Annotated in this window: 22 protein-coding genes; 9 read left to right on the top strand and 13 right to left on the bottom strand. The window is 66.5% G+C overall.

What is annotated here, in order from left to right; genetic code table 11:
- Nucleotides 1–17 precede the first annotated feature (17 nt).
- The 3 genes from D1012_RS22835 to D1012_RS13965 all read right to left on the bottom strand — a co-directional run bounded on the left by D1012_RS22835 (nucleotide 18) and on the right by D1012_RS13965 (nucleotide 3126).
- Nucleotides 18–185: a hypothetical protein gene (locus tag D1012_RS22835; protein ID WP_199489505.1), complete on the bottom strand. Its 168-nt coding sequence runs from the start codon at nucleotides 183–185 to the stop codon at nucleotides 18–20.
- A gap of 160 nt (nucleotides 186–345) precedes the next feature.
- The gene (gene ccrA / locus D1012_RS13970; RefSeq protein ID WP_118153399.1) at nucleotides 346–1638 is read right to left on the bottom strand and encodes a crotonyl-CoA carboxylase/reductase; all 1293 of its coding nucleotides are present in this window, start codon (nucleotides 1636–1638) and stop codon (nucleotides 346–348) included.
- Nucleotides 1639–1752: 114 nt separating this feature from the next.
- Nucleotides 1753–3126, bottom strand: a complete 1374-nt coding sequence (locus D1012_RS13965; protein ID WP_118153247.1) for a 1-acyl-sn-glycerol-3-phosphate acyltransferase — start codon at nucleotides 3124–3126, stop codon at nucleotides 1753–1755.
- A 214-nt stretch (nucleotides 3127–3340) separates the two neighbouring features.
- On the opposite strand from D1012_RS13965, the gene D1012_RS13960 reads away from it, so the two are divergent.
- Nucleotides 3341–5311, top strand: coding sequence for a protein meaA (locus D1012_RS13960; protein ID WP_118153244.1), 1971 nt, complete (start codon nucleotides 3341–3343; stop codon nucleotides 5309–5311).
- Nucleotides 5312–5494: 183 nt separating this feature from the next.
- Here the strand turns inward: D1012_RS13960 and D1012_RS13955 are convergent, their stop codons facing one another.
- Nucleotides 5495–6973 carry an NAD-dependent succinate-semialdehyde dehydrogenase gene (locus D1012_RS13955; protein WP_118153241.1) on the bottom strand — a complete coding sequence of 493 codons (1479 nt, stop codon included), beginning with the start codon at nucleotides 6971–6973 and terminating at the stop codon, nucleotides 5495–5497.
- 118 nt (nucleotides 6974–7091) lie between these two features.
- Between D1012_RS13955 and D1012_RS13950 the strand changes: the two genes are divergently transcribed.
- Entirely contained in the window at nucleotides 7092–7871 is a 780-nt protein-coding gene (locus tag D1012_RS13950) for a hormone-sensitive lipase (RefSeq protein ID WP_118153237.1), read from the top strand.
- Here D1012_RS13950 and D1012_RS13945 read toward each other — a convergent pair.
- The 4 genes from D1012_RS13945 to ubiA form a co-directional block, all read right to left on the bottom strand.
- Entirely contained in the window at nucleotides 7866–8432 is a 567-nt protein-coding gene (locus D1012_RS13945; protein WP_118153234.1) for a hypothetical protein, read from the bottom strand. The genes D1012_RS13950 and D1012_RS13945 overlap by 6 nt on opposite strands.
- A gap of 93 nt (nucleotides 8433–8525) precedes the next feature.
- Nucleotides 8526–8855, bottom strand: a complete 330-nt coding sequence (locus D1012_RS13940) for a hypothetical protein (protein WP_118153231.1) — start codon at nucleotides 8853–8855, stop codon at nucleotides 8526–8528.
- A 50-nt stretch (nucleotides 8856–8905) separates the two neighbouring features.
- Nucleotides 8906–10906, bottom strand: a complete 2001-nt coding sequence (locus D1012_RS13935; protein ID WP_435530923.1) for an OmpA family protein — start codon at nucleotides 10904–10906, stop codon at nucleotides 8906–8908.
- A gap of 181 nt (nucleotides 10907–11087) precedes the next feature.
- Entirely contained in the window at nucleotides 11088–12068 is a 981-nt protein-coding gene (gene ubiA / locus D1012_RS13930; RefSeq protein WP_118153228.1) for a 4-hydroxybenzoate octaprenyltransferase, read from the bottom strand.
- 12 nt (nucleotides 12069–12080) lie between these two features.
- Here ubiA and D1012_RS13925 point away from each other — a divergent pair, with 12 nt between their 5' ends.
- The 3 genes from D1012_RS13925 (at nucleotide 12081) to D1012_RS13915 (ending at nucleotide 14824) form a co-directional block, all read left to right on the top strand.
- Nucleotides 12081–12803: a 16S rRNA (uracil(1498)-N(3))-methyltransferase gene (locus tag D1012_RS13925; protein WP_118153225.1), complete on the top strand. Its 723-nt coding sequence runs from the start codon at nucleotides 12081–12083 to the stop codon at nucleotides 12801–12803.
- Nucleotides 12800–13348: a hypothetical protein gene (locus tag D1012_RS13920; protein WP_233517124.1), complete on the top strand. Its 549-nt coding sequence runs from the start codon at nucleotides 12800–12802 to the stop codon at nucleotides 13346–13348. The genes D1012_RS13925 and D1012_RS13920 overlap by 4 nt, the downstream gene beginning before the upstream one ends.
- A 129-nt stretch (nucleotides 13349–13477) precedes the next feature.
- A complete protein-coding gene (locus D1012_RS13915; RefSeq protein WP_118153221.1) occupies nucleotides 13478–14824 on the top strand; it encodes a glutamate--cysteine ligase in 1347 nt (448 codons plus the stop codon).
- A gap of 206 nt (nucleotides 14825–15030) precedes the next feature.
- Here D1012_RS13915 and plsY read toward each other — a convergent pair whose 3' ends face one another.
- The 5 genes from plsY to D1012_RS13890 are packed head-to-tail and all read right to left on the bottom strand — an operon-like array spanning nucleotide 15031 to nucleotide 18831.
- Entirely contained in the window at nucleotides 15031–15636 is a 606-nt protein-coding gene (gene plsY, locus D1012_RS13910) for a glycerol-3-phosphate 1-O-acyltransferase PlsY (protein ID WP_118153219.1), read from the bottom strand.
- Nucleotides 15637–16914, bottom strand: a complete 1278-nt coding sequence (gene pyrC, locus D1012_RS13905) for a dihydroorotase (protein WP_118153392.1) — start codon at nucleotides 16912–16914, stop codon at nucleotides 15637–15639. It abuts the gene before it with no gap.
- A 29-nt stretch (nucleotides 16915–16943) separates the two neighbouring features.
- Complete coding sequence (locus D1012_RS13900; protein WP_118153217.1) at nucleotides 16944–17354, bottom strand: hypothetical protein; 411 nt, start codon at nucleotides 17352–17354, stop codon at nucleotides 16944–16946.
- On the bottom strand, nucleotides 17351–17875 hold the full coding sequence (locus tag D1012_RS13895) for a hypothetical protein (protein WP_118153214.1): 525 nt from the start codon (nucleotides 17873–17875) through the stop codon (nucleotides 17351–17353). Before D1012_RS13895 ends, D1012_RS13900 begins: the two co-directional genes overlap by 4 nt.
- Nucleotides 17872–18831 (bottom strand): aspartate carbamoyltransferase catalytic subunit, encoded by a 960-nt coding sequence (locus D1012_RS13890; RefSeq protein WP_118153212.1) that lies wholly within the window; start codon nucleotides 18829–18831, stop codon nucleotides 17872–17874. The genes D1012_RS13895 and D1012_RS13890 overlap by 4 nt, the downstream gene beginning before the upstream one ends.
- Nucleotides 18832–18954: 123 nt before the next feature.
- Here D1012_RS13890 and D1012_RS13885 point away from each other — a divergent pair, with 123 nt between their 5' ends.
- From D1012_RS13885 to D1012_RS13870, 4 genes are all read left to right on the top strand, one after another.
- Nucleotides 18955–19791: a uracil-DNA glycosylase gene (locus D1012_RS13885; RefSeq protein WP_118153210.1), complete on the top strand. Its 837-nt coding sequence runs from the start codon at nucleotides 18955–18957 to the stop codon at nucleotides 19789–19791.
- Nucleotides 19788–20330, top strand: coding sequence for a molybdenum cofactor biosynthesis protein B (gene moaB / locus D1012_RS13880; RefSeq protein ID WP_118153208.1), 543 nt, complete (start codon nucleotides 19788–19790; stop codon nucleotides 20328–20330). Before D1012_RS13885 ends, moaB begins: the two co-directional genes overlap by 4 nt.
- A 95-nt stretch (nucleotides 20331–20425) precedes the next feature.
- Nucleotides 20426–21892, top strand: a complete 1467-nt coding sequence (locus tag D1012_RS13875) for an efflux RND transporter periplasmic adaptor subunit (protein WP_118153206.1) — start codon at nucleotides 20426–20428, stop codon at nucleotides 21890–21892.
- Between the two features lie 3 nt (nucleotides 21893–21895).
- Nucleotides 21896–25273, top strand: coding sequence for an efflux RND transporter permease subunit (locus D1012_RS13870; RefSeq protein ID WP_118153204.1), 3378 nt, complete (start codon nucleotides 21896–21898; stop codon nucleotides 25271–25273).

Raw genomic sequence — 25273 nt, 5'->3', positions numbered from 1 at the left:
CGCAACAGGCCTGCGACTCAGTTCTGCCGCCCGGTTTCGGGGCGCTCTGCGGTCAGTCCTGATTGCATCTCGGCCCGCGCCACACGCAAGGCATCATCGACCTGAGCCGCCGTTGCGGGCAGCCCGTTTTGCAAGGCATAAGACCGAAGATCTTCCAGCACATCGAAAATCCAGTCGTGGTGCATCATATCATCCGCAGAAATCCGGTCAGCTCCCCGACTCGCCACAGTCTGCTGTGCAGTATATGCGCTTCGCCCTGTCGGGTATCACCACAAATGACCCGGCCATGAGAATACCGCCGGAAGCAAGGGCTTCCGGCGGTATGTGCTGGGTTGTTTTGCTGTCTCAGCCCCGGCGGCTGGCTTCCAGCGTATCGGCAAAGGTGCGCAGCCCGGTGACCGGAGCCTGCACCAGCACCGCCATATTGCCGGGCTTGTGCTGATTGCGCAGCATCTTGGTATGGGCCTTGGGGATATCGGCCCAGGGGAACACCTCGGACATGCAGGGATCGAGCCGGCGTTCCACCATCAGCTTGTTGGCCGCCGCCGCCTGTTTCAGATGGGCAAAGTGGCTGCCCTGCAGACGCTTCTGGTGCATCCACATATAGCGCACGTCAAAGGTGCAGTTGAACCCGGAGGTGCCGGCGCAGATCACCACCATGCCGCCCTTTTTGCACACAAGGCTGGAGACGGGGAAGGTCGCCTCGCCGGGGTGTTCGAACACCATGTCGACGTTCACACCCTTGCCGGTGATGTCCCAGATCGCCTTGCCGAATTTGCGCGCCTCTTTCAGCCAGGCGTTGTATTCGTCGGTGTTGACCTTGGGAAGCTGGCCCCAGCACTTGAAATCGTTGCGGTTGATCACGCCCTTGGCGCCCATCGACATCACGAAGTCCCGCTTGCTCTCGTCGCTGATGACGCCAATCGCATTGGCCCCGGCGGTGTTGATCAACTGGATCGCGTAAGAGCCAAGCCCGCCCGACGCCCCCCAGACCAGCACATTCTGCCCCGGTTTCAGATCATGCGGCTCGTGCCCGAACAGCATCCGGTAGGCGGTGGCGAGCGTCAGGGTGTAGCAGGCCGATTCCTCCCAGGTCAGATGCTTGGGGCGCGGCATCAGTTGTTGCGACTGGACGCGGGTGAACTGGGCGAAAGAGCCGTCATGCGTCTCATAGCCCCAGATCCGCTGGCTGGGCGAGAACATCGGGTCGCCGCCGTTGCATTCCTCGTCGTCGCCATCATCCTGATTGCAGTGGATCACCACCTCATCGCCGACCTTCCAGCGCTTGACCTTGTCGCCCACCGCCCAGACGATGCCCGAAGCGTCTGAGCCCGCGATGTGATAGGGCTGCTTGTGGCTGTCAAACGGGCTGATCGGTACGCCAAGCCCGGCCCAGACGCCGTTGTAATTCACCCCAGCCGCCATCACCAGCACCAGCACCTCGTTGCTGTCGATGGTCCAGGTGTCCACCACCTCCTGCAGCATTGCTTGTTCTGGCTCGCCATGCCGCTCACGCCGGATTGCCCAGGAATACATCTGTTTGGGCACATGGCCGAGCGGCGGCATCTCGCCGATTTCATACAGGTCTTTGATCGGCGCCTCATAGGCGGCGATGGCGGGTTGCGTGTCCAGAGCCATGGGGGCCTCCATCCTGATGTCATCCATGCCGCGCTGCAGAATCGGCGCGGGATGAGCCAAGGAATATGAATCATCGCGCAATATTGCAATAGCACGAAGGTCGATTTTGTAATTTTATGTCCGCTGCGTCGCAGAAATATCGGAGCTGGCTGCCGCTTCCCCCAACCGCTGCCGCACCGGAGCTGCATAAAACGCCAGCAAATCGCCCATTTCGGGCTGCAAGGTGCCTCCCGCGTCCAGAATGCCGCGACTGCACAGGGCGGCGCGGCCCTCGGCCTCGGCCTGTGCCAGCCCGCCGGGGGGCAGGCGCAGCACAGCCCCCACCGCCTCCAGCCGCGCCACCAGCTCGGGCACCGGCACCGCCATCGCGATCGAGGCCGCCACCAGCGGCGCGGCCAGCACCGGCACCACCCGCTCGACCTCGGCCATCAGCCGCACGCCCAAGCCCTCCAGATCGCCGCCCGCCGCTTGATGCGCGCTGAGGGAAAGCGGTGCGCCAAAGCCCGCCGCCGCCGTGCCGAACAGATAGCGATGGCCACCCGCCCGCTTCAGCGCAATGCGCAGGGCCTCCCACAGCACCCGCAGGATCGGCGCGCGGAACCGCCGCCCTCCCTGACGTGCGGCGCGTACCAGAAGCGCATCTTCCAGCACCCGGTCATAGGCAAGCCCCACCGGCACAAAGACCACATCCCGCCCGCCTTTGACGATCGCGGCGGGATCGAACCCAGCCCAGATATAGGACAACAGCCCCATCCGCGCTGCACCCACGCGCCCGGTCAGGCTGAGGCCGCCTTCGGGAAACACGGCCTGTGTCGTGCCTTCGGCTGTGGCCATCTGCACATAGCGCGCCAGCACCCGGCGATAGAGCGCGTTGTGGCTGCCGCGCCGGATGAAATAGGCCCCCATCGCCCGGATCAACCGCGACAGCGGCCAGACCCGCGCCCATTCCCCCACCGCATAGGAAATCGCCGCCCGCCCCGACACCAGCCAGGTCACCAGCACGTAATCCATATTGCTGCGATGGTTCATCACAAAGATCACCGTGGCGCGCGGATCAATGACGCGCGCCGCTTCAGACACCACCCCGACCCGCACCCGGAAGAACACTGCCGACAGCGCCCGCGCGGCCCGTGTGGCAAAGCCGAAATAGAACAGTGCCGAAAACCCCGGCACGATCTCGCGGGCATAGACCCGCGCCTCTTCCAGCGCCACTTCACCCGGCACGCCGGTCGCCGCCGCATGTTCGGCCACCGCCTCCAGCACGGCAGGGTCATAGAGCAGCCGCACCACCATATCCTGCCGCCGCATCAGCTTGAATGGCTCGATCTTGCGCTCCAGTCGCGCGTTCACCTTTGCCAGCAGCCGCTCCAGCCGACGCCGGAAAAACCAGCGCACCCCCGGCCCGATAACCCGGTCCAGCGCTGCCACACCCGGCAGCGCAAACAGCACCACCACCAGCCATACCGGAATCTCTACCGTCTGAAACATTCCGCCACCCTAGCCAAACCCTGCGCCCGCGCAAATGAATTGCTGCTTTCGAAATACTCCGGGGGGGCGCGGCACGCGCGGGGGGCAGCGCCCCCCTCCACACCGGCAGCCCGCGATGCCGCAACGCAGCGAATTGACAACGCCAGAATATTTCTCCTATCTGGCAACAAGCGAAACAATATTGCGCGCTGGTGAGTCGCGTGATGGAGGCCACATGACCGCCCAGACCAAAAGAGATGCCCCTTGGCTGTTCCGCACCTATGCCGGACATTCCACCGCCAAAGCCTCGAACGCGCTCTATCGCAACAACCTGTCCAAGGGGCAGACCGGGCTTTCGGTGGCCTTCGACCTGCCGACCCAGACCGGCTACGACTCTGATCACCAGCTGGCCAAGGGCGAGGTCGGCAAGGTGGGGGTGCCGGTCGCGCATCTGGGTGACATGCGGGCGCTGTTCGATGCGATCCCGCTGGAGCAGATGAACACCTCGATGACGATCAATGCGACCGCGCCCTGGCTGCTGGCGCTGTATATCGCGGTGGCCGAAGAGCAGGGGGCCGATGTGGCCGCGCTCAACGGCACCGTGCAGAATGATCTGATCAAGGAATACCTGTCGCGCGGCACCTATATCTGCCCGCCGAAACCCAGCCTGCGCATGATCACCGACGTAGCCGCCTATACGCGTGAGTATCTGCCGAAGTGGAACCCGATGAACGTCTGCTCCTATCACCTGCAAGAGGCGGGGGCGACGCCGGAGCAGGAGCTGGCCTTTGCGCTGGCCACCGCTTGTGCGGTGCTGGATGATCTGAAAACCAAGGTTCCGGCCGCCGATTTCCCCAATATGGTCGGCCGCATCAGCTTTTTCGTCAACGCGGGCATCCGGTTCGTGACCGAGCTGTGCAAGATGCGCGCCTTTGTCGATCTGTGGGACGAGATCACCGAGCATCGCTATGGCATCACCGATGCCAAATACCGTCGGTTCCGCTATGGGGTGCAGGTCAATTCGCTGGGCCTGACCGAGCCGCAGCCCGAAAACAACGTCTACCGCATCCTGATCGAGATGCTGGCGGTGACACTGTCGAAGAACGCCCGCGCTCGCGCGGTGCAGCTGCCAGCCTGGAACGAGGCGCTGGGTTTGCCGCGCCCGTGGGATCAGCAATGGTCGCTGCGGATGCAGCAGATCCTGGCCTATGAGACGGATTTGCTGGAATATGACGACCTGTTCGACGGCAACCCGGCGATTGACCGCAAGGTGCAGGCGCTGAAGGACGGCGCTCGCGCCGAACTGGCGCAGATTGACGCGATGGGCGGGGCGGTGGCCGCGATTGACTACATGAAGGGCCGGCTGGTCGAGGCCAATGCCGACCGGATCGCCCGGATTGAATCGCAGGAAACCACGGTGGTTGGCGTCAACCGGTTCACCAGCACCGAACCATCGCCGCTGACCACCGGCGATGGCAGCATCATGGCTGCTGACCCCGAGGCCGAGGCGGATCAGATCGCCCGGCTGCACAGCTGGCGCAAGGCGCGCGATGCAGGTGCTGTGACCGAAGCGCTGGCCGCGCTGGCGCAGGCCTGTGCGGATGGCAGCAATGTGATGCCCGCCTCCATCGCCTGTGCCAAGGCCGGTGTCACCACTGGCGAATGGGGCGCGGTGGTGCGCCGGGCCTTTGGCGAATACCGCGCGCCCACCGGCGTCAGCCGCAACCCGTCGAACCGGACCGAAGGGCTGGAGCCGATCCGCGAAGCGGTGGCCACGCTGTCATCAAAACTGGGCCGCCCGCTGAAGTTTCTGGTCGGCAAACCGGGGCTGGACGGGCATTCGAACGGCGCCGAACAGATTGCCGCCCGCGCCCGCGATTGCGGGATGGAGATCCACTACGAGGGCATCCGGCTGACCCCGGCAGAGATCGTGGCCGCCGCGCAGGACCAGGCGGCGCATGTGGTCGGGCTGTCGATCCTGTCGGGCAGCCATATCCCGCTGATCACCGAGACGCTGGAGCGGATGCGCGCGGCGGGCCTGTCACATATTCCGCTGGTGGTGGGTGGCATCATCCCCGAGGCCGATGCCACGCAGCTGCGCGCGCTGGGTGTGGCGGCAGTTTATACGCCCAAGGATTTCGAGCTGAACCGGATCATGCTGGATATTGTCGGGCTGGTCGACGCGGCACCAGTGGCGGCGGAATAGGGCGTTTATCGGGCGGCGCCCCCCCACCCCAGCCCTCCCCCACGAGGGGGGAGGGAGGCGCATTGTTCCCGGCGGTGGCGCGTGGGGCTGATGTCGAAAAGGGGGCTGCCGCCCCCTTGGACCCCCGCGAGTATTTTTGCCAAGATGAAAGGGGGGGCCGCTGGGGTAAGGCCCGCCCTTTGGTCAGATCGACAGGCAGACGTATTTCAGCTCCATATAGTCATCCATGCCGTGATGGCTGCCTTCGCGGCCCAGACCGGATTGTTTGACACCGCCAAACGGCGCGACCTCGGTCGAGATGATGCCGGTGTTGACGCCGACGATGCCGTATTCCAGCGCCTCTTGCACGCGGGTAATGCGGCCGATTTCGCGGCTGTAGAAATAGGAGGCGAGGCCGAAGATGGTGTCGTTGGCGGCGGCCAAGACTTCCTCTTCGGTGTCGAATTTGAACAGCGGCGCGAGGGGGCCGAAGGTTTCTTCATTCGTCACCAGCATGTCATTGGTGACGCCGGTGAGGATGGTCGGCTCAAAGAAGTTGCCGCCCAGCGCATGGCGCTTGCCCCCGGTTTCAACCTTGGCCCCTTTGGACGTGGCGTCTGCGATGTGTTCCTCGACCTTTTCCAGTGCTGCCGCGTTGATCAGCGGGCCGAACTGCACGTCTTCGGACAGCCCGTCGCCGACGCGGGTTTTGGCGACGGCGGCCTGCAGTTTTTCGGCAAAGGCGTCATAGACCCCGGCCTGCACATAGATGCGGTTGGCGCAGACGCAGGTTTGGCCGTTGTTACGGAACTTTGACATCATCGCACCCGCGACGGCGGCATCAAGGTCGGCATCGTCAAACACGATGAAGGGCGCGTTGCCGCCCAGCTCCATCGAGCATTTCATCACCTGCTCTGCCGCTTGCCGCAGCAGGATGCGGCCGACTTCGGTCGAGCCGGTGAAGGTCAGTTTGCGCACCAGATGGTTTTCGCAGAACTCTTTGCCGATGTCGGAGGATTTCTTGGAGGTGATGACGGAAAGGATACCCTTTGGCAGCCCGGCGCGTTCGCCCAAGACCGCCATGGCGAGGGCCGAGAGCGGGGTCTCAGCCGCCGGGCGGGCGACAAAGCCACAGCCTGCGGCGAGCGCAGGGCCGGCCTTGCGGGCGATCATCGCATTGGGGAAGTTCCATGGTGTGATGGAGCCGACCACGCCGATCGGCTGTTTCAGCACGGTGATGCGCTTGTCGCGCTGATGGCCGGGGACGGTTTCGCCGTAGACGCGCTTGGCCTCTTCGCCGAACCATTCGATGAAAGAGGCGCCATAGGCGATCTCGCCCTTGGCCTCGGCCAGCGGTTTGCCCATTTCGGCGGTCAGGATGGTGCCGAGGTCGTCCTGGTTGGCCATCATCAGATCGAACCATTTGCGCATCACCTGCGCGCGTTCCTTGCCGGTGCGGGCAGCCCAGTCTTTCATCGCCGCATTGGCGGCGTCAATGGCGCGGGCGGTTTCAGCGCGGCCAAGGTTGGGCACGCGGGCGATTTCATCGCCGCGCGCCGGGTTGACCACGGCAAAGGTGTCGCCGTCATCGGCGTCAATCCAGTCGCCTGCGACATAGGCGCGAGTGGCAAGCAGCGTCGGGTCTTTCAACAGCGACGCCAGATCGGTCACGGAATCGAGCATTTGGGGCCTCCCATTTCGGTCATGCCCATGCAAAGCATGGGGCGGGCGGGCTGTCCAGTTCTGACGGGCGGACAGGGCGGGATCGCGCCAGTTTTTTGATCAAATCGGGGAAGGCTGGATGGATTTCGCGACGGAGGCCGACCGGGCCTATGCCAATGGCGCGTTCATTCCGGGCGCGGCGGAGTTTGTGCCCAGATGGCGGGCCAAGGCGGCGGCGTTCCGGGCGCAAGCGCGCGGGGAACTGGGGTTGGCCTATGGGCCGGGGGCGCGGCAGCGGTTGGATCTGTTTTTGCCCGACGGAGCAGCGCGCGGGGTGATGCTGTTTGTTCATGGCGGCTACTGGATGGACTTTGGCCGGGAGGACTGGTCGCATCTGGCGGCGGGGGCCGTCGCGCGGGGCTGGGCCTGCGCGGTGCCGTCCTACACGCTGGCGCCCGAGGCGCGGATTTCTGCGATGACGCTGGAGATTGCGGCGGCGGTGCGGGCGGTGGCGGCGCGGGTGCCGGGGCCGGTGGTGGTTGCGGGGCATTCGGCGGGCGGACATCTGGCGGCGCGGATGGCCTGCGCGGACGGGCCGGAGGTGGCGCGGGTGGTGCCCATCTCGCCCTTGGTCGATCTGCGGCCGCTGATGGAGACTCAGATGAACACCACGCTGCGGTTGGACGCGGCAGCGGCGGCGGCGGAAAGCCCGGCGCTGTTGCGCCCGCGCGCCGGGGTGCAGGCCCATGTCTGGGTCGGCGGGCAGGAGCGGCCCGCGTTCTTGTGGCAGGCGCGGCTGCTGGCAGAGGCATGGGCGTGTCCGTGGACGGTCGACGCCGGGCGACATCATTTCGATGTGATCGACGGACTGGCCGATCCGGCCAGCCCGCTGATGGAGGCCTGTCTGGGCGGGTTATGAGGCGGCGTCGAAGCTGGCCAGCTTTTCAAAGTCGATCTGCTGGACAAGCGGCATCATCTGTTCGACCGGCAGACCGCTGATCGTCACCATCAGGCGCTGGTCGATCAGGCCGGTCAGGCTGTTGTCCTGCTCCAGCAGCTTCGCACCGGGCACTTCAACCAGTTTGCCCATCATCGCCAGCATTTGCTCGTTCAGGAACATGCCCGCCATGCCCATCATCATCGGGCTGTCTGCGGTGATAGTGACGGTCATCGTGTTGCCACCAGCGTCGGTGTAGGTGGCTTCGGTTCCGGCACCGCCACCGGCCATGGCAAGGTTGGCGGTGTAGTCGTCATTGACCGAGCGGGTCCAGCCTTCGGGTGCTTCGGGCAGCAGGGCGACGATGCGGGCCTGCTTTTCCATCGCCAATGCACCGCTGGCCATGGCGATGTCGAGCGTGGCGGTTTTCAGATCCCCCTTGGCATAGGCATCGAGGGCGGATTGCAGCTTGTCGCTGACCTGATCCGCAAGGGCGCTGAACGGCAGGGCACAGAGGGCAAGGGTGGCAAGGCTAAGGCGCATGAAAAGGCTCCGGTTCTGGGATGACCGGAGTATGACGGGAAATGACCTTGGGACAAGCGGCTGACACGGCGTGGCGAGGTAAGGAAAACCCGATCAGGAGTTGGCGTGCATCCGCTCGATATAGGCGCGCATTTCTTCGGCCTCGTGGCGCGCGTCGCGCAGGCCGCCCATGGCGGCGCGCAGCTCGGCCTCGGTCTGGGCGATCTGGTTCATCAGCTCGGCCTCGCGCTGTTCGAGGTAGATGATGGCCTGATCTCGGGTTTCCTCGGCCTCGTGCAGCATCGTCGACAGCCGGTCCATCTCGCCCATATCGCCTCCGGCGACGCGGGCAAAGCGGTGCATGACCCAATGCGAGAACCATCCCATGGCAAACGCGGCCATCAGGATGATTGCGGTGACGATGATGAATTCGGTGCGGTTCATTCGATCCGGTTCATAAGGCCATGGGGGCAGGCGCAGACACTAACCCTTGGCTAGCCGTCACGCGACGGGCGCGCAAGGGGGCGGCGGGTCTTTTCTGCCGGGGCGAGGGAAGGGCTGTCGTCGTCGTCGGCGGCGGTTTCAGCGGCATCCGGCGCGGCTCCGGCCTGTCCCGCAGCGGCGGGTTCGCCAGCCGCTGCCGGGGAACCGGCGGGATCAGCTGGGGCTGCAGCGGTCTGGGGCTGGTCGAGAAGCCTGATTTCGATGCGGCGATTTGCCTCGCGCCCTGCTTCGGTGGCGTTGTCGGCAATCGGGTCTGCCTCACCATAGCCGGTGGCTTTCAGCGCATCGACCGTGATGCCACGCCCTTGCAGCGCCAGAAGCACCGCATCGGCGCGGGCCTGGCTGAGGGCGCGGTTGCCGCTGTCAGACCCCTGACTGTCGGTGTAGCCCGCGATTTCCATCCGGACGGCGGGGCAGTCTTCGAGCGCTTCGGCCAGGTCATCCATGATGCCTGCGGTCTGGCCGTCAATCTCGGCGGAACCGGGGGGGAAGGTGATTTTGCGTTTGGCCAGAACGGCGGCGACATCGGCTGCACATTCCTGCGGGGTCGGCAGGGCGGCGAGCGGGTCCAGATCTTCGTCATAGCGCACGGCGACCTTGAAGGTCTGGCCTTGACCCAGCTTGTCGGACAGCACCTGCGAAATCCGGCCCCGCGCGATTTGCGAGCCGGTGACGCCTTCGACCTCGACGGTATCGGCGCGGACCAGCAGCTTGCCTTCGGCCAGCTCGCCCAGAGCCTCCAGCCCGGCCAGCACGCGCACGGGCCAGCCATCGGGCAGGTCGTCATCCAGCCGGGTGGCGCTGTAGACCTTGCCGACGCCAAAGCGGGCCTGAGCATAGCTGGCGACGGCATCGCGCAACAGCTCGTCCGTGACGCGGCCCCGCAACTCGACCCGGCCTTCGGGTGAAAGCGTGGCGGTGAATTCGGCGGGGCCGAGGGCCGCGGTGGATTTGCGCTCCAGCGTGGCGGTCAGCGAGAACACATCGGGCAGGGCGGAGTCGAGTTCGCCGACAACGCGGTCGAAATCGGATTGCGACACGGTGTCGGCGGCGACCAGCGACACGTCGGCATCGGAAAAGGTGACGGTGGCGGCGCCAAGCGTTTTCACGGCATTGATTGCGGTCGAAACCGCCTCGGCCCAGCTGGGGGTAGGCACGCCCAGACCGACAATGCAATTCGCGCGGCCCGGCACCCCGGCAGCGGCGCCGGCGGCAAGAATGCGGGCGCGGGCGCGGTCGGTATCGGCAGAACAGGCGTCAAACCGCGCGCCTTGTGCATCCAGCACAAAGCGCAGGGTAAACGGGGTGAGCACCGGACGGGGAGCGGAAATGTCGATGGCAACCTGCAACCCTTCGGGGCGGGCAAGGTTCAGCTCATTGGTCAGGCGGCGCTGTTCCTCGGCGCTGGTGGCGATGGCGGTGATCTTGACCCGGCCCGCCGAGACCGAAACCTTGGACCGGGGCAGGCGCTTGACCGCCTCCATCCCATAGGCAAAGGCATCGTCCCAGCCTTCGGGGGCGGGATAGGCGGCGGTTTCCAGCATGTCGGAAATCGCGCCGTCCGACCGCAGCGATTTCGCCTCGGCAAGAAGTTCATCCGCCGAATCGCCGGTGGGCAACAGGCCGATCAGCTGGATGCCATCATCATTGCGCAGCATTTCGACCGAGAATTTCGGGGCCTCGATTGCCTTGACCGGGGTGACCTCCAGCTGGTCGCGCACCCGCGCCGCGTCGATCACGGTTCCGGCCAGATTGACGGCGCGAAAGCGGGCGGCCTCGTTCGGGGCGGTGCCGATCAGGTGCAGCTGCAAACCATCGGCCTGCGGTGTGGCCCAGGTGATGCCCGCATCCAGCAGGCGCGAGGTGACGGCCTGTTCCGAGCGTTGTTCGATCACCACAGCCGAGGTCCAGGCGGCCAGCGCGGCAACAACGCCTGCGCCGGTGACAGCGGCCAGCGCAATGACGCCATGTGGCAGCTGGCGGTTGCCGATCTGGCTGCGGACATTGCTGCCGATCCGGAAAGTGAGATTGAGCAGGCGCTTGGGCAAGGCATGGTCCTGTCTGGAAGTCTGTCCGGGCCCTACAGGATGGCAGGGTCGGATAAGGCGGGCGCACGCGACTGCGCGCCGCCTGTTGGTGCCCTGTCTTAAAAGCGCACAGCGCCGGGATCAATCACAGCCATGCGGCGGCGGCAAGAAACAGCGCAGCGATCAGCCCCGCATCGCGGTTCGAGCGGAATTCCGTCAGGCAAGAGGCTGGGTTATCGACATCAAGCCGCGTCATCTGCCGCACCATATGCCAGCCAAAGGCCCAGACCCCGGCCAGCGCCACCACCAGTTGCAGCGGGTCATGTTTGGGCACCATCACAAGCAGCACCGCCAGCGCCATCAACAGCACGGTGATCACCAGAAACAACCGGAGCCACCAGCGGGTATGGCTGCCAAACAGCCGCGCGGTCGACTTGACGCCGATCAGCGCATCATCCTCGCGGTCCTGATGGGCATAGATCGTGTCGTAAAACAGCGTCCAGGCAATGCCCGAGGCATACAGCGCGATGGCGGCTGCCGGCACGGTGCCCGCATGTGCGGCCCAGGCCAGCACCGCGCCCCAGTTGAAGGCCAGCCCCAGAAACACCTGCGGCCACCAGGTAAAGCGCTTGGCAAACGGGTAGATCGCCACCAGCGCCAGCGAGGCGATGCCAAGTTTGACCGCCAGCCCGTTGTAGCTGAACAGGATCACCGCCGCCAAAGCCGCCTGCACCGCCATCCAGACCAGCGCCTGCCGGACCGAGACCTGCCCCGAGGGAATCGGGCGCGACCGGGTGCGGCTGACCTTTGCGTCGATCCGGCGGTCGGTGATGTCATTCCAGGTGCAGCCCGCACCGCGCATCAGGAACGCTCCCGCCGCGCAGCTGAGCGCCAGCCACAGATCCCACATCCGGTAGCTGTCGCCCGCCGCCGCCAGCGCGATGCCCCACAGGCAGGGAATCAGCAACAACCAGGTGCCGATGGGCCTGTCAGCGCGGCTGAGCCGCAGATAGGGGCGGGCGGGCACCGGGGCGAACTGGTCCACCCAGTTGTCTGATGGCGCGTCGGCCACGATGCCCGGCGCATCCCCGTTTTCGGCCTCTGGCGTTTCCGGGATTTGGGACATAGCGTGGCACCTATGGAAGCAAAGGTCAGACTCTATGTAGATCAGCCCTTGGGCGCGGGGCAAGCGGTGGCTGTTGGCCCCGAGCAGGCGACGTATCTGTTTGCGGTGATGCGGCTGCCGGTGGGCGCGGCGGTGCTGCTGTTCAACGGGCGCGATGGCGAATGGCTGGCGCGGGTGGTCGATGCGGGCAAACGGCGTGGCGCGCTGCTGTGCGAGGCGCAGACCAAGGCTTTGCAGCTGCCGCCCGACCTGTGGCTGCTGTTTTCGCCGGTGCGCAAGGAGCGCACGCATTTCATCGTGGAAAAAGCGGTGGAGCTGGGGGTGGCGCGGCTGGTGCCTGTGACCACGCGCTTCACCCAGTCCGAACGCTGGCGGCAGGACAAGCACCTGGCCCATGCGATCGAGGCCGCCGAGCAATGCGGCGCAACCTTTGTGCCCGAGGTGGGCGAGGTGCAGCCCTTGGAGCGGGTGGTGGCCGACTGGCCTGCGGACCGGGCGCTGCTCTGGGCCGATGAGGCGCTGGCGGGGCGGTCCGGGGTGGGCGCTATTCCTGTGGGTGGGCCTGCGGCGATTCTGGTCGGGCCGGAGGGCGGGTTTTCCGATGAGGAAAAGGCGCGCCTGCGCGGCCTGCCCTTTGTCCGCCCGATCAGCCTTGGCCCCCGCATCCTGCGCGCCGAGACGGCGGCGGTCGCGGCGCTGGTGCTGTGGCAGGCGGCTGCGGGGGATTGGCGATGATTCGGCCGGAGGTGCAGGCGGCGCTGTGGCGCTGGCGCGAGGTGGCGCTGGGCGCAGCGGTGCTGGCCCTTGGCCTGTGGCTGATGCGGTTGGGTGGTTATCTGCTGCTGCCGCTGGGCGCGGTGGTCGGGCTGGGGGGCGTCGCGCTGGCGGTGCTGGCGTGGCGACGGCTGCGCTTTGTCGCGGCGGGCGAGGCGCCGGGCGTGGTGCAGGTCGATGAGGGACAGGTCAGCTATATGGGGCCGCAGGTCGGCGGCTTTGTTTCCCTGCGCGATCTGGTGGAGCTGCGGCTGATCTCGATTCGCGGGCGACGGTTGTGGCGGCTCAAACAGGCTGACGGGCAGGCCCTTTTGATCCCGGTCGAGGCGGCGGGGGCCGAAGCGCTGTTCGATGCGTTCTCAAGCCTGCCCGGCCTGTCGAGTGCCGGTCTGGTCGCGGCGCTGGCGCCGAGCCCCGGCACCGGCAGCCGGGCGGTGTTGGCGGGCGGCGAAAACCGGGTGGTCTGGCGCAAGGCCGGGCGCGGGGCGATGACCGCGCCGGACTGAACTGCCCGCCCGCGACCGATAACCTTTTGTGATATGTCGCCCGTGCTGCATCGCGCCGTCTTGACTTGGCGCGCGGCGCAAGACACGTGTAGCGCCCAGACCAATGACCCCAGCCGGAGCCTGATTTCCATGTCCATCCCACAATCCGGCGGCGGCGTGATCGAAAGTTTTGACCAGCTTGCCGGTCTGATGGAGCAGGGCAACAAGCCGAAATCCGACTGGCGCATCGGCACCGAACACGAAAAGTTCGGCTGGCTGGAGGGCAGCCATGCGCCCTTGCCCTATGCCGGTGACCGCTCGGTTTCGGCGCTGTTCGCGGGCCTTGAGGCGCGCTTTGGCTGGACCCCGGTGCGCGAGGCAGGCAACGTGATCGGCCTGCACCGCAACGGCGCCAATATCAGCTTGGAACCCGGCGGGCAGTTCGAATTGTCGGGCGCGATGCTGACCGACATGCACGAGACGGCGGCCGAGCTGCGCCTGCATCTGGATGAGGTGGCCGCGATTGCCGGGCCGATGGGCGTGCGGTTCATGGGGATCGGCGCGGCCCCGGAATGGTCACATGACCAGATGCCGGTGATGCCAAAAGGCCGCTACCGGCTGATGACCGATTACATGGGCCGGGTCGGCACCCATGGCACCCAGATGATGTACCGCACCTCGACCGTGCAGGTGAACCTCGACTACGCGTCCGAGGCGGATATGGTCAAAAAGCTGCGGGTGGCGATTGCGCTGCAGCCGGTGGCGACCGCGCTGTTCGCCTCCAGCCCGTTCTTCGACGGCAAGCCCAACGGCCACCGCAGCTGGCGCAGCCGGATCTGGCGCGGCCTGGATGACAGCCGCACCGGGATGCTGCCCTTTGCCTTTGACGGCGATTTCGGCTTTCAGGCCTATGTCGACTGGGTTCTCGATGTGCCGATGTATTTCGTCTACCGCGACGGCAAATACATCAACGCGCTGGGCCAGTCGTTCCGCGATTTCCTGAAAGGTCAGCTGCCCGCGCTGCCGGGCGAGCTGCCGACCCTGTCGGACTGGGCGGACCATATGACCACGGTATTCCCCGAGGCCCGCGTCAAGAAATACATCGAGATGCGCGGCGCGGATTGCGGCGACGAGGCGCATATCAACGCGCTGCCTGCGTTCTGGCTGGGGCTGATGTATGACCAGTCTGCGCTGGATGCCGCCTGGGATCTGGTCAAGGGCTTTGATGCCGAGACCCGCGAGGGCTTGCGCGTCGCCGCCTCGGTCTCGGCCCTGAAGGGCGAGGCGAACGGAGTCCGACTTGATGCCCTGGCACGCGCGGCGGTTGAACTGTCACAGTCCGGTCTGAAAGCACGCGGCCTTGGCGAAGAGATCTATCTTGCGCCGGTTCAGGCCTCAGTTGCCAGCGGCGAGGTGCAAGCCGACCGCTGGCTGCGCCTCTATCAAACGGAATGGCAGCACTCCCTGACCCCGATCTATCAGGCGGCCAGCCTCTGAGGGGGGCCAGCCCCCCGCGCTTCGCGCCCCCCCGGAGTATTTCCAAAGCAGCAATGCAAGAATTCCGTTCCGATTGCTGCTTTCCAAATACTCCCCGCGCGGAGCGCACTCCCGAGGAGACGCGGCGCAGCCCGCGCGACGAGATAAAGACAACGCGGCGCAGCCGCTCTATTGGATCAGATGTAGAAGGCGGGCGCGGCGGCGGCTTATTTATTGCCGATCCTTGGCTCCGTCCCCTGACGCAGGCGGGCGATGTTGGCGCTGTGGCGGGCAAAGATCAGCGCCCCCAGTGCAATGGCGAGCAGAGTCATTTGCGGATAGCCCAGCACCGCCAGCCAGACCGGGGTAAGGGCGGCGGCGACCAGTGCCGAGAGTGATGAGATCCGGCTGATCGCCGCCGTCACCGCCCATGTCGCGCAGGCGGCAAGGCCCACCGGCCAGGCCAGCGCCAGCAGCGTGCCGAGGAAGGTGGCAACCCCCTTGCCGCCCTTGAAGCCAAGCCAGACCGGGAACAGGTGGCCGAGAAACGAAAACAGCGCCGCCACCTGCGCCGCATCCGGCCCCACCAGCGCGCGGGCGATCAGCACGGCGATGCCGCCTTTGCCCGCGTCGAGCAGCAGGGTTGCGAGCGCTGCGGGCTTGTTGCCGGTGCGCAGCACATTGGTCGCACCGATATTGCCGGACCCGATCTTGCGCAGATCACCCAGACCCAAGCTCCGGGTGATCACGATGCCGAAGGGCACCGAGCCCAGCAGATAGGCCAGTGCTGCAGTGAGAGCCAGAAGGAGGGGCGCAGAGGTGAGTTCGGGCATTTAGGACGTGGCTCCATAAACCTGATGACCGGCGACAAAGGTGGCCAGAACCTTACCCTCCATTCGGGTGCCGTCAAACGGCGTGTTCTTTGACTTTGACGCCAGTGTGAAGCGGTCGAGCACAAAGGGCGTGTCGGGGTTGAACAGCACCAGGTCGGCAGGCGCGCCCTCGGCCATGCGGCCTTGCGGCAGTCCAAGGCGGCGGGCCGGGTTCAGCGCCAGCGCGCGGAACAGGTGCGGCAGGGTCAGCTGACCCGCGTGGATCAGGCGCAGGGCGGCAGGGAGCAGCGTTTGCAGACCCACCGCGCCGCTGGCGGCATCCTCGAACGGCAGGCGTTTGGATTCCTCGTCGGCGGGCGTGTGGAAGCTGCCGATCACGTCGATCAGACCTGATGCCACCGCCTCGATCATCGCCAGACGGTCATCTTCAGAGCGCAGCGGCGGGGTGAGTTTGAAGAAGGTGCGGTAATCGCCCACGTCGAATTCGTTCAGCGTCAGGTGATGGATCGACACGCCAGCCGTCACATCCAGCCCGTTGGCCTTGGCGCGTTCCAGCGCGGGCAGGCTGCGGGCGGTGGTGATCTGGTCGGCGTGGTAGCGCGCGCCGGTCATCTCGATCAGGCCAAGGTCACGGTCCAGCCCGATACGCTCGGCCATCGGATGCACCGCCGGAATGCCGCGCAGCGAGGCAAACTTGCCACTGGTGGCGGCGGCGCCGTGGGACAGCCCCGGCTCTTGCGGGTGGCCGATCACCAGCGCGCCAAGGCTGCGGGCGTAGGTGAGCGCGCGGCTCAGCACCTTTGGGTCGGTGGTGACACGGGTGGCATCGGTAAAGGCGATGGCGCCTGCATCGAGCAGAAAGCCGATCTCGGTCATCTCGCGCCCGTCGCGGCCCTTGGTCAGGGCGGCCATATGGCGGATGCGCACGGGCGAGGCTTCGGCCGCGCGGCGGGTGACGAATTCCAGCACTTCGGGGGTGTCGATGGCGGGGGTGGTGTCGGGCCGCGCGATCAGGGTGGTAACGCCGCCTGCGGCAGCAGCCAGCCCGGCAGAGCGAAAGGATTCCTTGTGCCGCTCGCCCGGTTCGCCGATCTTCACCCCCCAGTCGACGATGCCCGGCGCAAGGCAGGCCCCGCCACAGTCGATGACCTGTGCGCCCTTGGGGGCCGAGGCCGCACCGATGGCGGCGATTTGCCCGCCATCCAGAATCACATTGCCGGTGGTGACGGTATCGCCCTCGGGGTCGATGATGCGGGCGTTTTCCAGAAACAGGGTCATCGCGGGGCCTTTGTGCAGCAAAAGGGGCATCAGAGCGCCTGAGTCAGGCGGGCCGCATCGGCGGCGGGGGTGGCAAGGTATTTGATCAGGTGCTTGTCGCCGGTGGTGGTGATCACCTGCACCGAGCCAAAGAACGGGCGGGCGGTTGCAATCTGCGCGCGCGGAACGCTCAGCCCGCGCGGGCCGATCAGGCGCTGGTTGGTGAGATACCACAGATCGCCAAGCGCCTCGGAGGCGACATAGGCCGCGCGCACGGCGATGGCGAGGGCGGCCCCGACCGGCCCCATGACCGGATAGGGGTTGCCCTGCCACAGCAGGAACAGACCGACCACCGCGCCAAGGGCGACGGCCATGATCAGATGCGCCCGCCAATAGGTCAGGCGGTCGGGGGTGAAGGTGGCAAGCAGGGTTTCGTCTTCGGTCAGGACAGGGACGGTCATCCGGCCCCCCAGACGAACAGCGTGACAAAGATCGCCAGCAGGATCAGCACCACCATCGCCACCCGGCCCGACATCGCGGCGTCAGACGGGCGCTTGACCACCGGCACCGGAATGGTGTCGGCGGCGGCGTCATAGCCGGCCATGCCAATGCGGGGCGGCAGGGGGATTTCGTCGTAGCGCCCGATGAGGCGCAGCGGTGGTTCCGGTGACAAGCGGCCTTGGGTCAATGCGGGGCGGAACACCAGCAGCAGCGGGCCACGCAGGGCATCGAGCATAGCGGTGTCGGTGGCAAGGCTGGCCTCGGCAATGCCCTGACCTTCGATGAGGTACCGCGACAGGCCGTATTCGGTGAAGGCGTCGGCGTCGATGTATTCGGTCTGGCCTGGGTCGAGGCTGTCGACGCCCAGAGCTCCGGCCAGTGGGCCGCGCGCGAAGGCCTCCGCCTTATCCTCGGGCAGGTCGATGGCAAAGACCCAGACGCAGCGCTCCGGCCCCAGAGGGATGGCGAGCGGGTCGGTCATGCCATCACCCCGGCGGCCTTTGCCCCACGGTCGGCGCGCAGGTTGCGGGCCAACAGGTCCATGCAGGCCATGCGCACGGCGACGCCCATTTCGACCTGTTCCTGAATCACCGAGCGGTTGATGTCGTCGGCCAGCTCGCCGTCAATCTCGACCCCCCGGTTCATCGGGCCGGGGTGCATCACGATGGCATCGGGCTTGGCATGGGCCAGCTTTTCGGCATCCAAGCCATAGCGGTGGTAATACTCGCGTTCCGACGGGATGAAGCCGCCGTCCATGCGCTCGCGTTGCAGGCGCAGCATCATCACCACATCGGCGCCTTCCAGCCCTTTGCGCATGTCGTCGAACAGCTCGCACCCGAACTCGCCCACACCGGCGGGCATCAGGGTTGGCGGCGCGATCAGGCGGATGCGGTTTTCCATCTTGCCCAGCAGGATCAGGTTGGACCGGGCCACGCGGGAATGCGCGATGTCGCCGCAGATCGCCACGGTCAGGCGCTGGATGCGGCCCTTGGCGCGGCGGATGGTGAGGGCATCGAGCAGGGCTTGCGTTGGGTGCTCATGCCGCCCGTCGCCGGCGTTCAGCACGGCGCAATTCACTTTTGACGCCAGCAGGTTCACCGCACCGGAGGAGCCGTGCCGCACCACCAGAAGATCGGGGTGCATGGCGTTGAGCGTCATCGCGGTGTCGATCAGGGTCTCGCCCTTTTTGACGCTCGACTGCGACACCGACATGTTCATCACATCTGCCCCCAGCCGCTTGCCTGCCAGCTCGAAACTGGCCTGCGTGCGGGTGGAGTTCTCGAAGAACATGTTGATCTGGGTCATGCCCGCCAGCGCGTCGGACTGTTTGACCGTGCGGCGGTTCAGATCGACATAGCGGTCGGCCAGATCGAGGACGGCGAGAATTTCCTGCGGCGAAAGATGCTCGATCCCCAGCAGATGGCGGGCGCGAAACATGGGGCGGACTCCTTTGCGCGGGGGGATATGGGGTGCTTATGCCAAAGGGGGGCGGAAGGAGCAAGCCGCGGCGTACCTTTGAGCGGCTTGCGGGGGCGCGGCTGCGGGCCTAGGTTTCGCGGCATGGGAATCGCATCAGACATTCTGGCGGACTGGCATGCCTCGCAGGCGGCGCTGCTGTGGCAGGTTGATCTGGGCATTGACGAATGGCTGCTGGACGAGGCGCTGAACCGCTATGACCTGCCCGAAGCGGTGAAGGCGGCACCGATGATGGCTCCGGCCAATGTCTCTGCGCTGGCGGCGCGGGAGGCTCCGGCGGCGCGCGTGGCGGCCCCGGCGGTGCTGCCCGAGGTGCCAAAGGTTGATCCCGTGGCCGAGGCGCGGGCATTGGCCGCGCGGGCCAACACGCTTGATGAGCTGCGGGCGGCGATTGCGGCGTTCGAGCATTGCGAGATCAAACGCGGCGCGCGCAATCTGGTGTTTTCGGGCGGCCTGCCGGGCGCACGGGTGCTGATCCTTGGCGAGGCACCGGGGGCGGAGGAAGACCGCGAGGGGCGGCCCTTTGCCGGGCCGGCCGGGCAGTTGCTGGACGAGATGCTGGAGGCCATCGGGCTGTCGCGCGAGGGCACCACGCCCGAAACAGCGGTGTACCTGACCAATATCCTGCCGTGGCGGTGCCTTGGCTATGGCGAGCCGGTGCCGGATGATATTGCAATGATGCGGCCCTTTATCGAGCGTCACATCGAACTGGCCGCACCCGAGGTGATTGTGGTGATGGGCAACACCCCGTTGTTTGCGCTGACCGGCACACGCGGCATCGCGCGGGCGCGCGGGCAATGGTTGCAGGCGCTGGGGCGGCCCGTCCTGCCGATGCTGCATCCCGAAAGCCTGCTGCGCACGCCGATCGCCAAGCGCGAGGCGTGGCTGGACCTGCTGGCGCTGGAGGCGCGGTTGACATGAGCCGGATTGACGAGACGATGGCGTTTATCCCGGTCCGCATCGCGGTGCTGACGGTCAGCGATACGCGCACGGCGGCTGATGACCGCTCGGGCGATACGCTGGTGGAGCGGCTGAGCGGGGCGGGGCATGTGTTGGCGGCGCGGGGCATCGTGACCGATGACCGCGATCTGATCGCCGGGCAGCTGCGGGCGTGGATTGCCGACAAGAGCGTGGATGTGATCCTGACCACCGGGGGCACCGGCCTGACGGGTCGCGATGTCACGGTCGAGGCGCACCGCGATGTCTATGAAAAAGAGATCGAGGCGTTTGGCACGGTGTTCACCATCGTCTCGATGCAAAAGATCGGCACCTCGGCGGTGCAAAGCCGCGCCTGTGGTGGCGTGGCGGGCGGCACCTATCTGTTTGCGCTGCCGGGCAGCCCCGGTGCCTGCCGCGATGCCTGGGACGAGATTTTGCGCTGGCAGCTGGATTACCGGCACCGCCCCTGCAACTTTGTCGAGATTTTTCCCCGGCTCGAAGAACATCACCGCCGGAAATAGCGACGGAAGGGCGCAGGTGGGGCGTAACAGGCTTGTGGCTGGACGCTGACCCGGCGTGCGTTACTGTTTTGCTGTATTTCTGACCCGGAGCCTTTATGCGATTTCTGGCACGTTCCCTGACTGGGCTGTTTCTGGCCGCCCTGACCTTCGGCCTGCTGGCGCTGGCCGCCAGCCTGATCGCGGGGGCGGTGTCTGACCGTCTGGCAACCGACCGGCCCGGCCAGCCCGCGCGGGAGCGGGTGTTTACGGCCAATGTGATGGTGGTGACGCCGGGCACGATCGCACCGCAGACCGTGGCCTTTGGCGAAATCCGTTCGCGCCGGACGCTGGAATTGCGCGCGCCGCGCGGCGGGCGGGTGCTGGAGATTGCCGAAGGGGTCGAGGATGGTGCGACGGTCACCGAAGGGCAGGTGCTGGTGCGGCTTGACCCGGCGGATACCACCTCGGCCCGCGATCTGGCGCAGGCGGGGCTGCGCGAGGCAGAGGCCGAAGGCCGTGATGCCGACCGGGGGCTGCTGCTTGCGCGCGACGATCTGGCAGCGGCAGAGGCGCAGGCAGTGTTGCGCGGGCAGGCGCTGACCCGGCAAGAGGATTTGCAGCGCCGCGGCGTCGGCTCGCCCGCTGCGGTGGAAACGGCGGCGCTGGCGCTGTCATCGGCGGAACAGGCGGTGTTGTCACGGCGTTCGGCGCTGGCGCAGGCCGAGGCGCGGGTGGATCAGGCGGCATCGGGTCTGGCGCGGGCGGGCATTGCGCTGGCCGAGGCCGAACGCGCGCTGGATGATACCGAGATCCGCGCCAGTTTCACCGGGCGGCTGAACGGGGTGACCGTGGTGGCGGGTGGTCTGGTCGGCGCCAATGAGCGGCTGGCCGAACTGATCGACCCGGATCGGCTGGAAGTGTCGTTCCGGCTTTCGACCGCGCAGTTTTCAAGGCTGCTGGATGATCAGGGCAGTCTGATAAATGCCCCGGTTTCCGTGTCGCTGGACGTGCTGGGCACCGAGATTGCGGCACAGGGCCGGGTGGAGCGCGTGGGGGCTGCGGTGGGCGAGGGCGCGACCGGGCGGCTGGTCTATGCCTCGCTGACCGGGGCGCGTGGGTTTCGCCCCGGCGATTTCGTAACGGTGGCTATTTCCGAGCCGGAGGTGGCCGATGTGGCGCTGTTGCCGGCCAGTGCGGTGGACAGCCGGGGCGGCGTTCTGCTGGTCGGCGATGGGGACCGGCTGGAAGCGCAGGTGGTGCCGGTGCTGCGCCGTCAGGGCGACGATGTGATCGTGGATGCGCGCGGCATTGCCGGGCGCGAGGTGGTGGTGGAACGCTCGCCGCTGCTGGGGGCGGGCATCCGGATCAACCCGATGCGTCCGGGGGCGGCGGCGACGACGCCGGAGCCTGCGCTGACCGAAACGGTGGTGCTGACGCCGGAGCGGCGGGCCGGGCTGATCGCGATGGTCGAGGCCAACAGCCGGATGCCGGAGGAGGCCAAGGCGCGGGTGCTGGAGCAACTGGCACAGGATCAGGTGCCCGCGCAGGTGGTGGCGCGGCTTGAAAACCGGATGGGGGGCTGAGCCATGGCAAAGATGCGCTCCCCCGGGCGGGCTGTCGGAGGGCGGGCCGGCGGCCTGATTTCCTATTTCACCCGGCACCGGACGCTTGCCAACCTGTTGTTCGTGTTGCTGATCGTGGCGGGGCTGGTGGCGGCCTCGCGCATCCGGGCGCAGTATTTTCCCGATGTCATCGTGGCCGAGGTTCAGGTCTCGGTCAGCTGGAGCGGGGCAGGGGCCGAAGATGTCGACCGCGCCATCGTGCAGGTGCTGGAACCGGCGCTGCTGGCGGTGGACGGGGTGGCCAACGCGGTTTCACGCGCGGGCGAAGGCTCGGGCCGGATCGTGCTGGAGTTCGAGCCGGGCACCGATCTGACGCAGGCGGCCGAGGATGTGCAGTCGGCGGTGAATTCGGTGACGAACCTGCCCGCCGAATCCGAAGAGCCGGTGATCCGCCGCAGCCAGTGGCGCGATCAGGTGACCGATGTGGTGATCACCGGCCCGGTGGGGGTGGATCAGTTGGCGCGCTTTGCTGATGAGTTTGTCGGGCGTCTGTTTCAGGTCGGGGTGACGCGCACCACGATCCGGGGCATGGCTGACCCCGAAACCGTGGTCGAGGTGCCTTCGGTCGCGCTGATCCGCCATGACATCACGATGCGCGAGATTGCCACCGCGATTGCGGCGACGGTGCAGACCAATCCGGCGGGAAATGTCGGCGACGGCTCGGCCCGGGTGCGGACCGGGTCGGAGCGGCGGTCTGCGGCGGAAATCGCGGGCGTGGTGCTGCGCAGCCTGCCCGATGGCACCAAGCTGACCGTGGGCGACATTGCCACGATCACCGCCGCCAGTGCCGATGATGGCCGGGCGAGCTATGTCGGTGCCAATCCGGCGATGACGGTGCGGGTCGACCGCAATGCCGAGGGCGACGCGATCCGGATGCAGGCGAGCGTCGAGGATGTGGCGGCAGAGATGCAGCTGTCGCTGCCGCCGGGGGTGACGGTCGATCTGGTCCGGGCGCGGGCGGAAGAGATCACCGACCGGCTGTATCTGCTGCTCGACAACGCGATCAGCGGGCTGGCATTGGTGGTGCTGCTGTTGTTCCTGTTCCTGAACGCGCGCACGGCGCTTTGGGTGGCGGCGGGCATTCCGGTGGCAATGCTGGCGGCGGTGGCGGTGATGTATGCGGTCGGGCTGACGCTGAACATGATCTCGCTGTTTGCGCTGATCATCATGCTGGGCATCGTGGTCGATGATGCCATCGTGGTGGGCGAGCATGCCGATTTCCGGGGGCGGACGCTGGGCGAAGACCCGGTGATTGCCGCCGAACGCGGGGCGATGCGCATGGCGCAGCCGGTGGTGGCCTCGACCCTGACGACGATGATCGCGTTTTTCGGACTGGTGGCGATTGGCGGGCGGATGGGCGGCATGATCCGCGATATTCCGTTTACGGTGATCGCGGTGCTGGTTGCGTCGCTGGTGGAGTGCTTTCTGATCCTGCCCAACCATATGGCGCATGCCATTGCCAAGGCACGGCAGGAAAAATGGTATGACTGGCCGTCGCGGCAGGTCAATCGCGGCATGGTCTGGCTGGGCGAGCATGTGGTGAAGCCGTCAATCCGGGTGCTGATCCTGGCGCGCTATCCGGTGCTGGCGGGCGTGGTGGCGCTGTTTGCCGCCTCTGCCGCGCTGTTCATCCGGGGCGATCTGCCGTTCCGGTTTTTCAACGCGCCGGAACAGGCCTCGGTCACTGGGAATTTCTCGATGCTGCCGGGGGCAGAGCGGGCGGATACGCTGGAGCTGATGCGCGAAGTGCAGCGCGCGGCGGAAACGGTCGGCGCGCGGCTGGAGGCCGAGCATGGCGCGAACCCGATCACCTTTGCCATGGCGGAAATCGGCGGCTCTGGCGGGCGCGGGCTGGCCAGTGCCGAGGGCAAGGATGCGGATCTGCTTGGCAGCATTTCCATCGAGTTGATCAACCCCGATGCGCGGCCCTATTCCAGCAATGTCTTTGTGCAGGCCCTGCAGGAAGAGGTGCGCGGCCATCCGTTGATGGAGGAGCTGTCGTTCAGGGGCGGGCGGTTCGGGCCGGGGGGCGATGCGCTGTCAGTCGATCTGTACGGCGCGTCGGCCACCGAGCTGAAGGCGGCCGCCGAGGCGCTGAAATCACGGCTGGCGGTCTACCCCGAAGTGTCGGCGCTGGAGGATTCGCTGGCCTATGACAAGGAAGAGCTGGTCCTGAACCTGACCCCGCTGGGCCAGTCGCTGGGCTTTGCCATCGACGAGCTGGGCCGCACCCTGCGCGACCGGCTGAACGGCATCGAGGCCGCGACCTACCCGGACGGCCCGCGCTCTGCCGCGATCCGGTTGGAACTGCCGCGCCATGAACTGACGGCGGATTTTCTGGACTCGACGCTGATGCGCACCGCGACCGGGGCCTATGTGCCGCTGGCCGATATTGTAACCGTGCAGCAGCAGGCCGGATTCTCGACCATCCGGCGCGAGAATGGCTTGCGGGTGGTCACAGTGTCGGGCGATCTGGCCGAGGATGACCCGGCGCGGGCCGCCGAAATTCAGGCCACGCTCCGCGAGACGATCCTGCCCGGAATCGAGCAGGATTTCGGGATCGAGAGCCGTCAGGGCGGGCTGGTGCAGCAGCAGAACGAGTTTCTGGGCGATGCCGGGACAGCGGTGATCCTGTGTCTGTTGGGGATCTACCTGTGTCTGGCGTGGATCTTTGCCAGCTGGACCCGGCCTTTGGTGGTGATGTCGGTGATTCCCTTTGGTCTGATCGGGGCGATGTGGGGGCATTTTCACTGGGGCGTGCCCTTGTCGATGTTCTCCATCGTCGGGCTGATCGGCATGTCGGGGATCATCATCAACGATTCCATCGTGCTGGTCTCGACGATTGATGAATATGCCGAAAAGCGCGGGCTGATTCCGGCGATTGTGGATGGCGTGGCCGACCGGTTCCGCGCGGTGCTGCTGACCACGATGACGACCGTGTTCGGTCTGTCGCCGCTGCTGTTCGAGGGCAGCTCGCAGGCGGAGTTCCTGAAACCCACGGTGATCACGCTGGTTTACGGGCTGGCCTTTGGCATGGTGCTGGTGCTGGTGATGGTGCCTGCGCTGATGGCGGTGCAGGCCGATATCGGCAAGATGTTCCGGGCGTTGGCGCGCGCCACCCGGCGCGGGCCGCGTCTGGTGCTGGCGGCAACGGGCGCGGTGCTGGTGGCGCTGTTTGCGGTGACGCTGGCGCCGGTGGTGCTGGGCGGCTGGTTTGCAAGCGTGGTGCCGGGCCTGCCGGTGATGACGCAGGGCGTGGCGTTTGGCGTGTTTGCGCTGGGCGCTGGCGGCGTGACGCTGGCGGCCTATTGGATCGCGCGGTTGGTGCCGGGTGGGCGCTGA

This window comes from Pseudotabrizicola alkalilacus (genome assembly GCF_003443995.1).
Lineage (GTDB): Bacteria > Pseudomonadota > Alphaproteobacteria > Rhodobacterales > Rhodobacteraceae > Pseudotabrizicola > Pseudotabrizicola alkalilacus.
Note: the sequence above shows the minus strand (reverse complement) of the source record. Positions and strands in the feature narration are given on the sequence as shown.

What these genes read in the sequence shown, in the direction of transcription:
- D1012_RS22835 (WP_199489505.1), bottom strand. Translation starts at nt 185, where the DNA reads ATGCACCACGACTGGATTTTCGATGTGCTGGAAGATCTTCGGTCTTAT.
- ccrA (WP_118153399.1), bottom strand. Translation starts at nt 1,638, where the DNA reads ATGGCTCTGGACACGCAACCCGCCATCGCCGCCTATGAGGCGCCGATC.
- D1012_RS13965 (WP_118153247.1), bottom strand. Translation starts at nt 3,126, where the DNA reads ATGTTTCAGACGGTAGAGATTCCGGTATGGCTGGTGGTGGTGCTGTTT.
- D1012_RS13960 (WP_118153244.1), top strand. Translation starts at nt 3,341, where the DNA reads ATGACCGCCCAGACCAAAAGAGATGCCCCTTGGCTGTTCCGCACCTAT.
- D1012_RS13955 (WP_118153241.1), bottom strand. Translation starts at nt 6,973, where the DNA reads ATGCTCGATTCCGTGACCGATCTGGCGTCGCTGTTGAAAGACCCGACG.
- D1012_RS13950 (WP_118153237.1), top strand. Translation starts at nt 7,092, where the DNA reads ATGGATTTCGCGACGGAGGCCGACCGGGCCTATGCCAATGGCGCGTTC.
- D1012_RS13945 (WP_118153234.1), bottom strand. Translation starts at nt 8,432, where the DNA reads ATGCGCCTTAGCCTTGCCACCCTTGCCCTCTGTGCCCTGCCGTTCAGC.
- D1012_RS13940 (WP_118153231.1), bottom strand. Translation starts at nt 8,855, where the DNA reads ATGAACCGCACCGAATTCATCATCGTCACCGCAATCATCCTGATGGCC.
- ubiA (WP_118153228.1), bottom strand. Translation starts at nt 12,068, where the DNA reads ATGTCCCAAATCCCGGAAACGCCAGAGGCCGAAAACGGGGATGCGCCG.
- D1012_RS13925 (WP_118153225.1), top strand. Translation starts at nt 12,081, where the DNA reads ATGGAAGCAAAGGTCAGACTCTATGTAGATCAGCCCTTGGGCGCGGGG.
- D1012_RS13920 (WP_233517124.1), top strand. Translation starts at nt 12,800, where the DNA reads ATGATTCGGCCGGAGGTGCAGGCGGCGCTGTGGCGCTGGCGCGAGGTG.
- D1012_RS13915 (WP_118153221.1), top strand. Translation starts at nt 13,478, where the DNA reads ATGTCCATCCCACAATCCGGCGGCGGCGTGATCGAAAGTTTTGACCAG.
- plsY (WP_118153219.1), bottom strand. Translation starts at nt 15,636, where the DNA reads ATGCCCGAACTCACCTCTGCGCCCCTCCTTCTGGCTCTCACTGCAGCA.
- pyrC (WP_118153392.1), bottom strand. Translation starts at nt 16,914, where the DNA reads ATGACCCTGTTTCTGGAAAACGCCCGCATCATCGACCCCGAGGGCGAT.
- D1012_RS13900 (WP_118153217.1), bottom strand. Translation starts at nt 17,354, where the DNA reads ATGACCGTCCCTGTCCTGACCGAAGACGAAACCCTGCTTGCCACCTTC.
- D1012_RS13895 (WP_118153214.1), bottom strand. Translation starts at nt 17,875, where the DNA reads ATGACCGACCCGCTCGCCATCCCTCTGGGGCCGGAGCGCTGCGTCTGG.
- D1012_RS13890 (WP_118153212.1), bottom strand. Translation starts at nt 18,831, where the DNA reads ATGTTTCGCGCCCGCCATCTGCTGGGGATCGAGCATCTTTCGCCGCAG.
- D1012_RS13885 (WP_118153210.1), top strand. Translation starts at nt 18,955, where the DNA reads ATGGGAATCGCATCAGACATTCTGGCGGACTGGCATGCCTCGCAGGCG.
- moaB (WP_118153208.1), top strand. Translation starts at nt 19,788, where the DNA reads ATGAGCCGGATTGACGAGACGATGGCGTTTATCCCGGTCCGCATCGCG.
- D1012_RS13875 (WP_118153206.1), top strand. Translation starts at nt 20,426, where the DNA reads ATGCGATTTCTGGCACGTTCCCTGACTGGGCTGTTTCTGGCCGCCCTG.
- D1012_RS13870 (WP_118153204.1), top strand. Translation starts at nt 21,896, where the DNA reads ATGGCAAAGATGCGCTCCCCCGGGCGGGCTGTCGGAGGGCGGGCCGGC.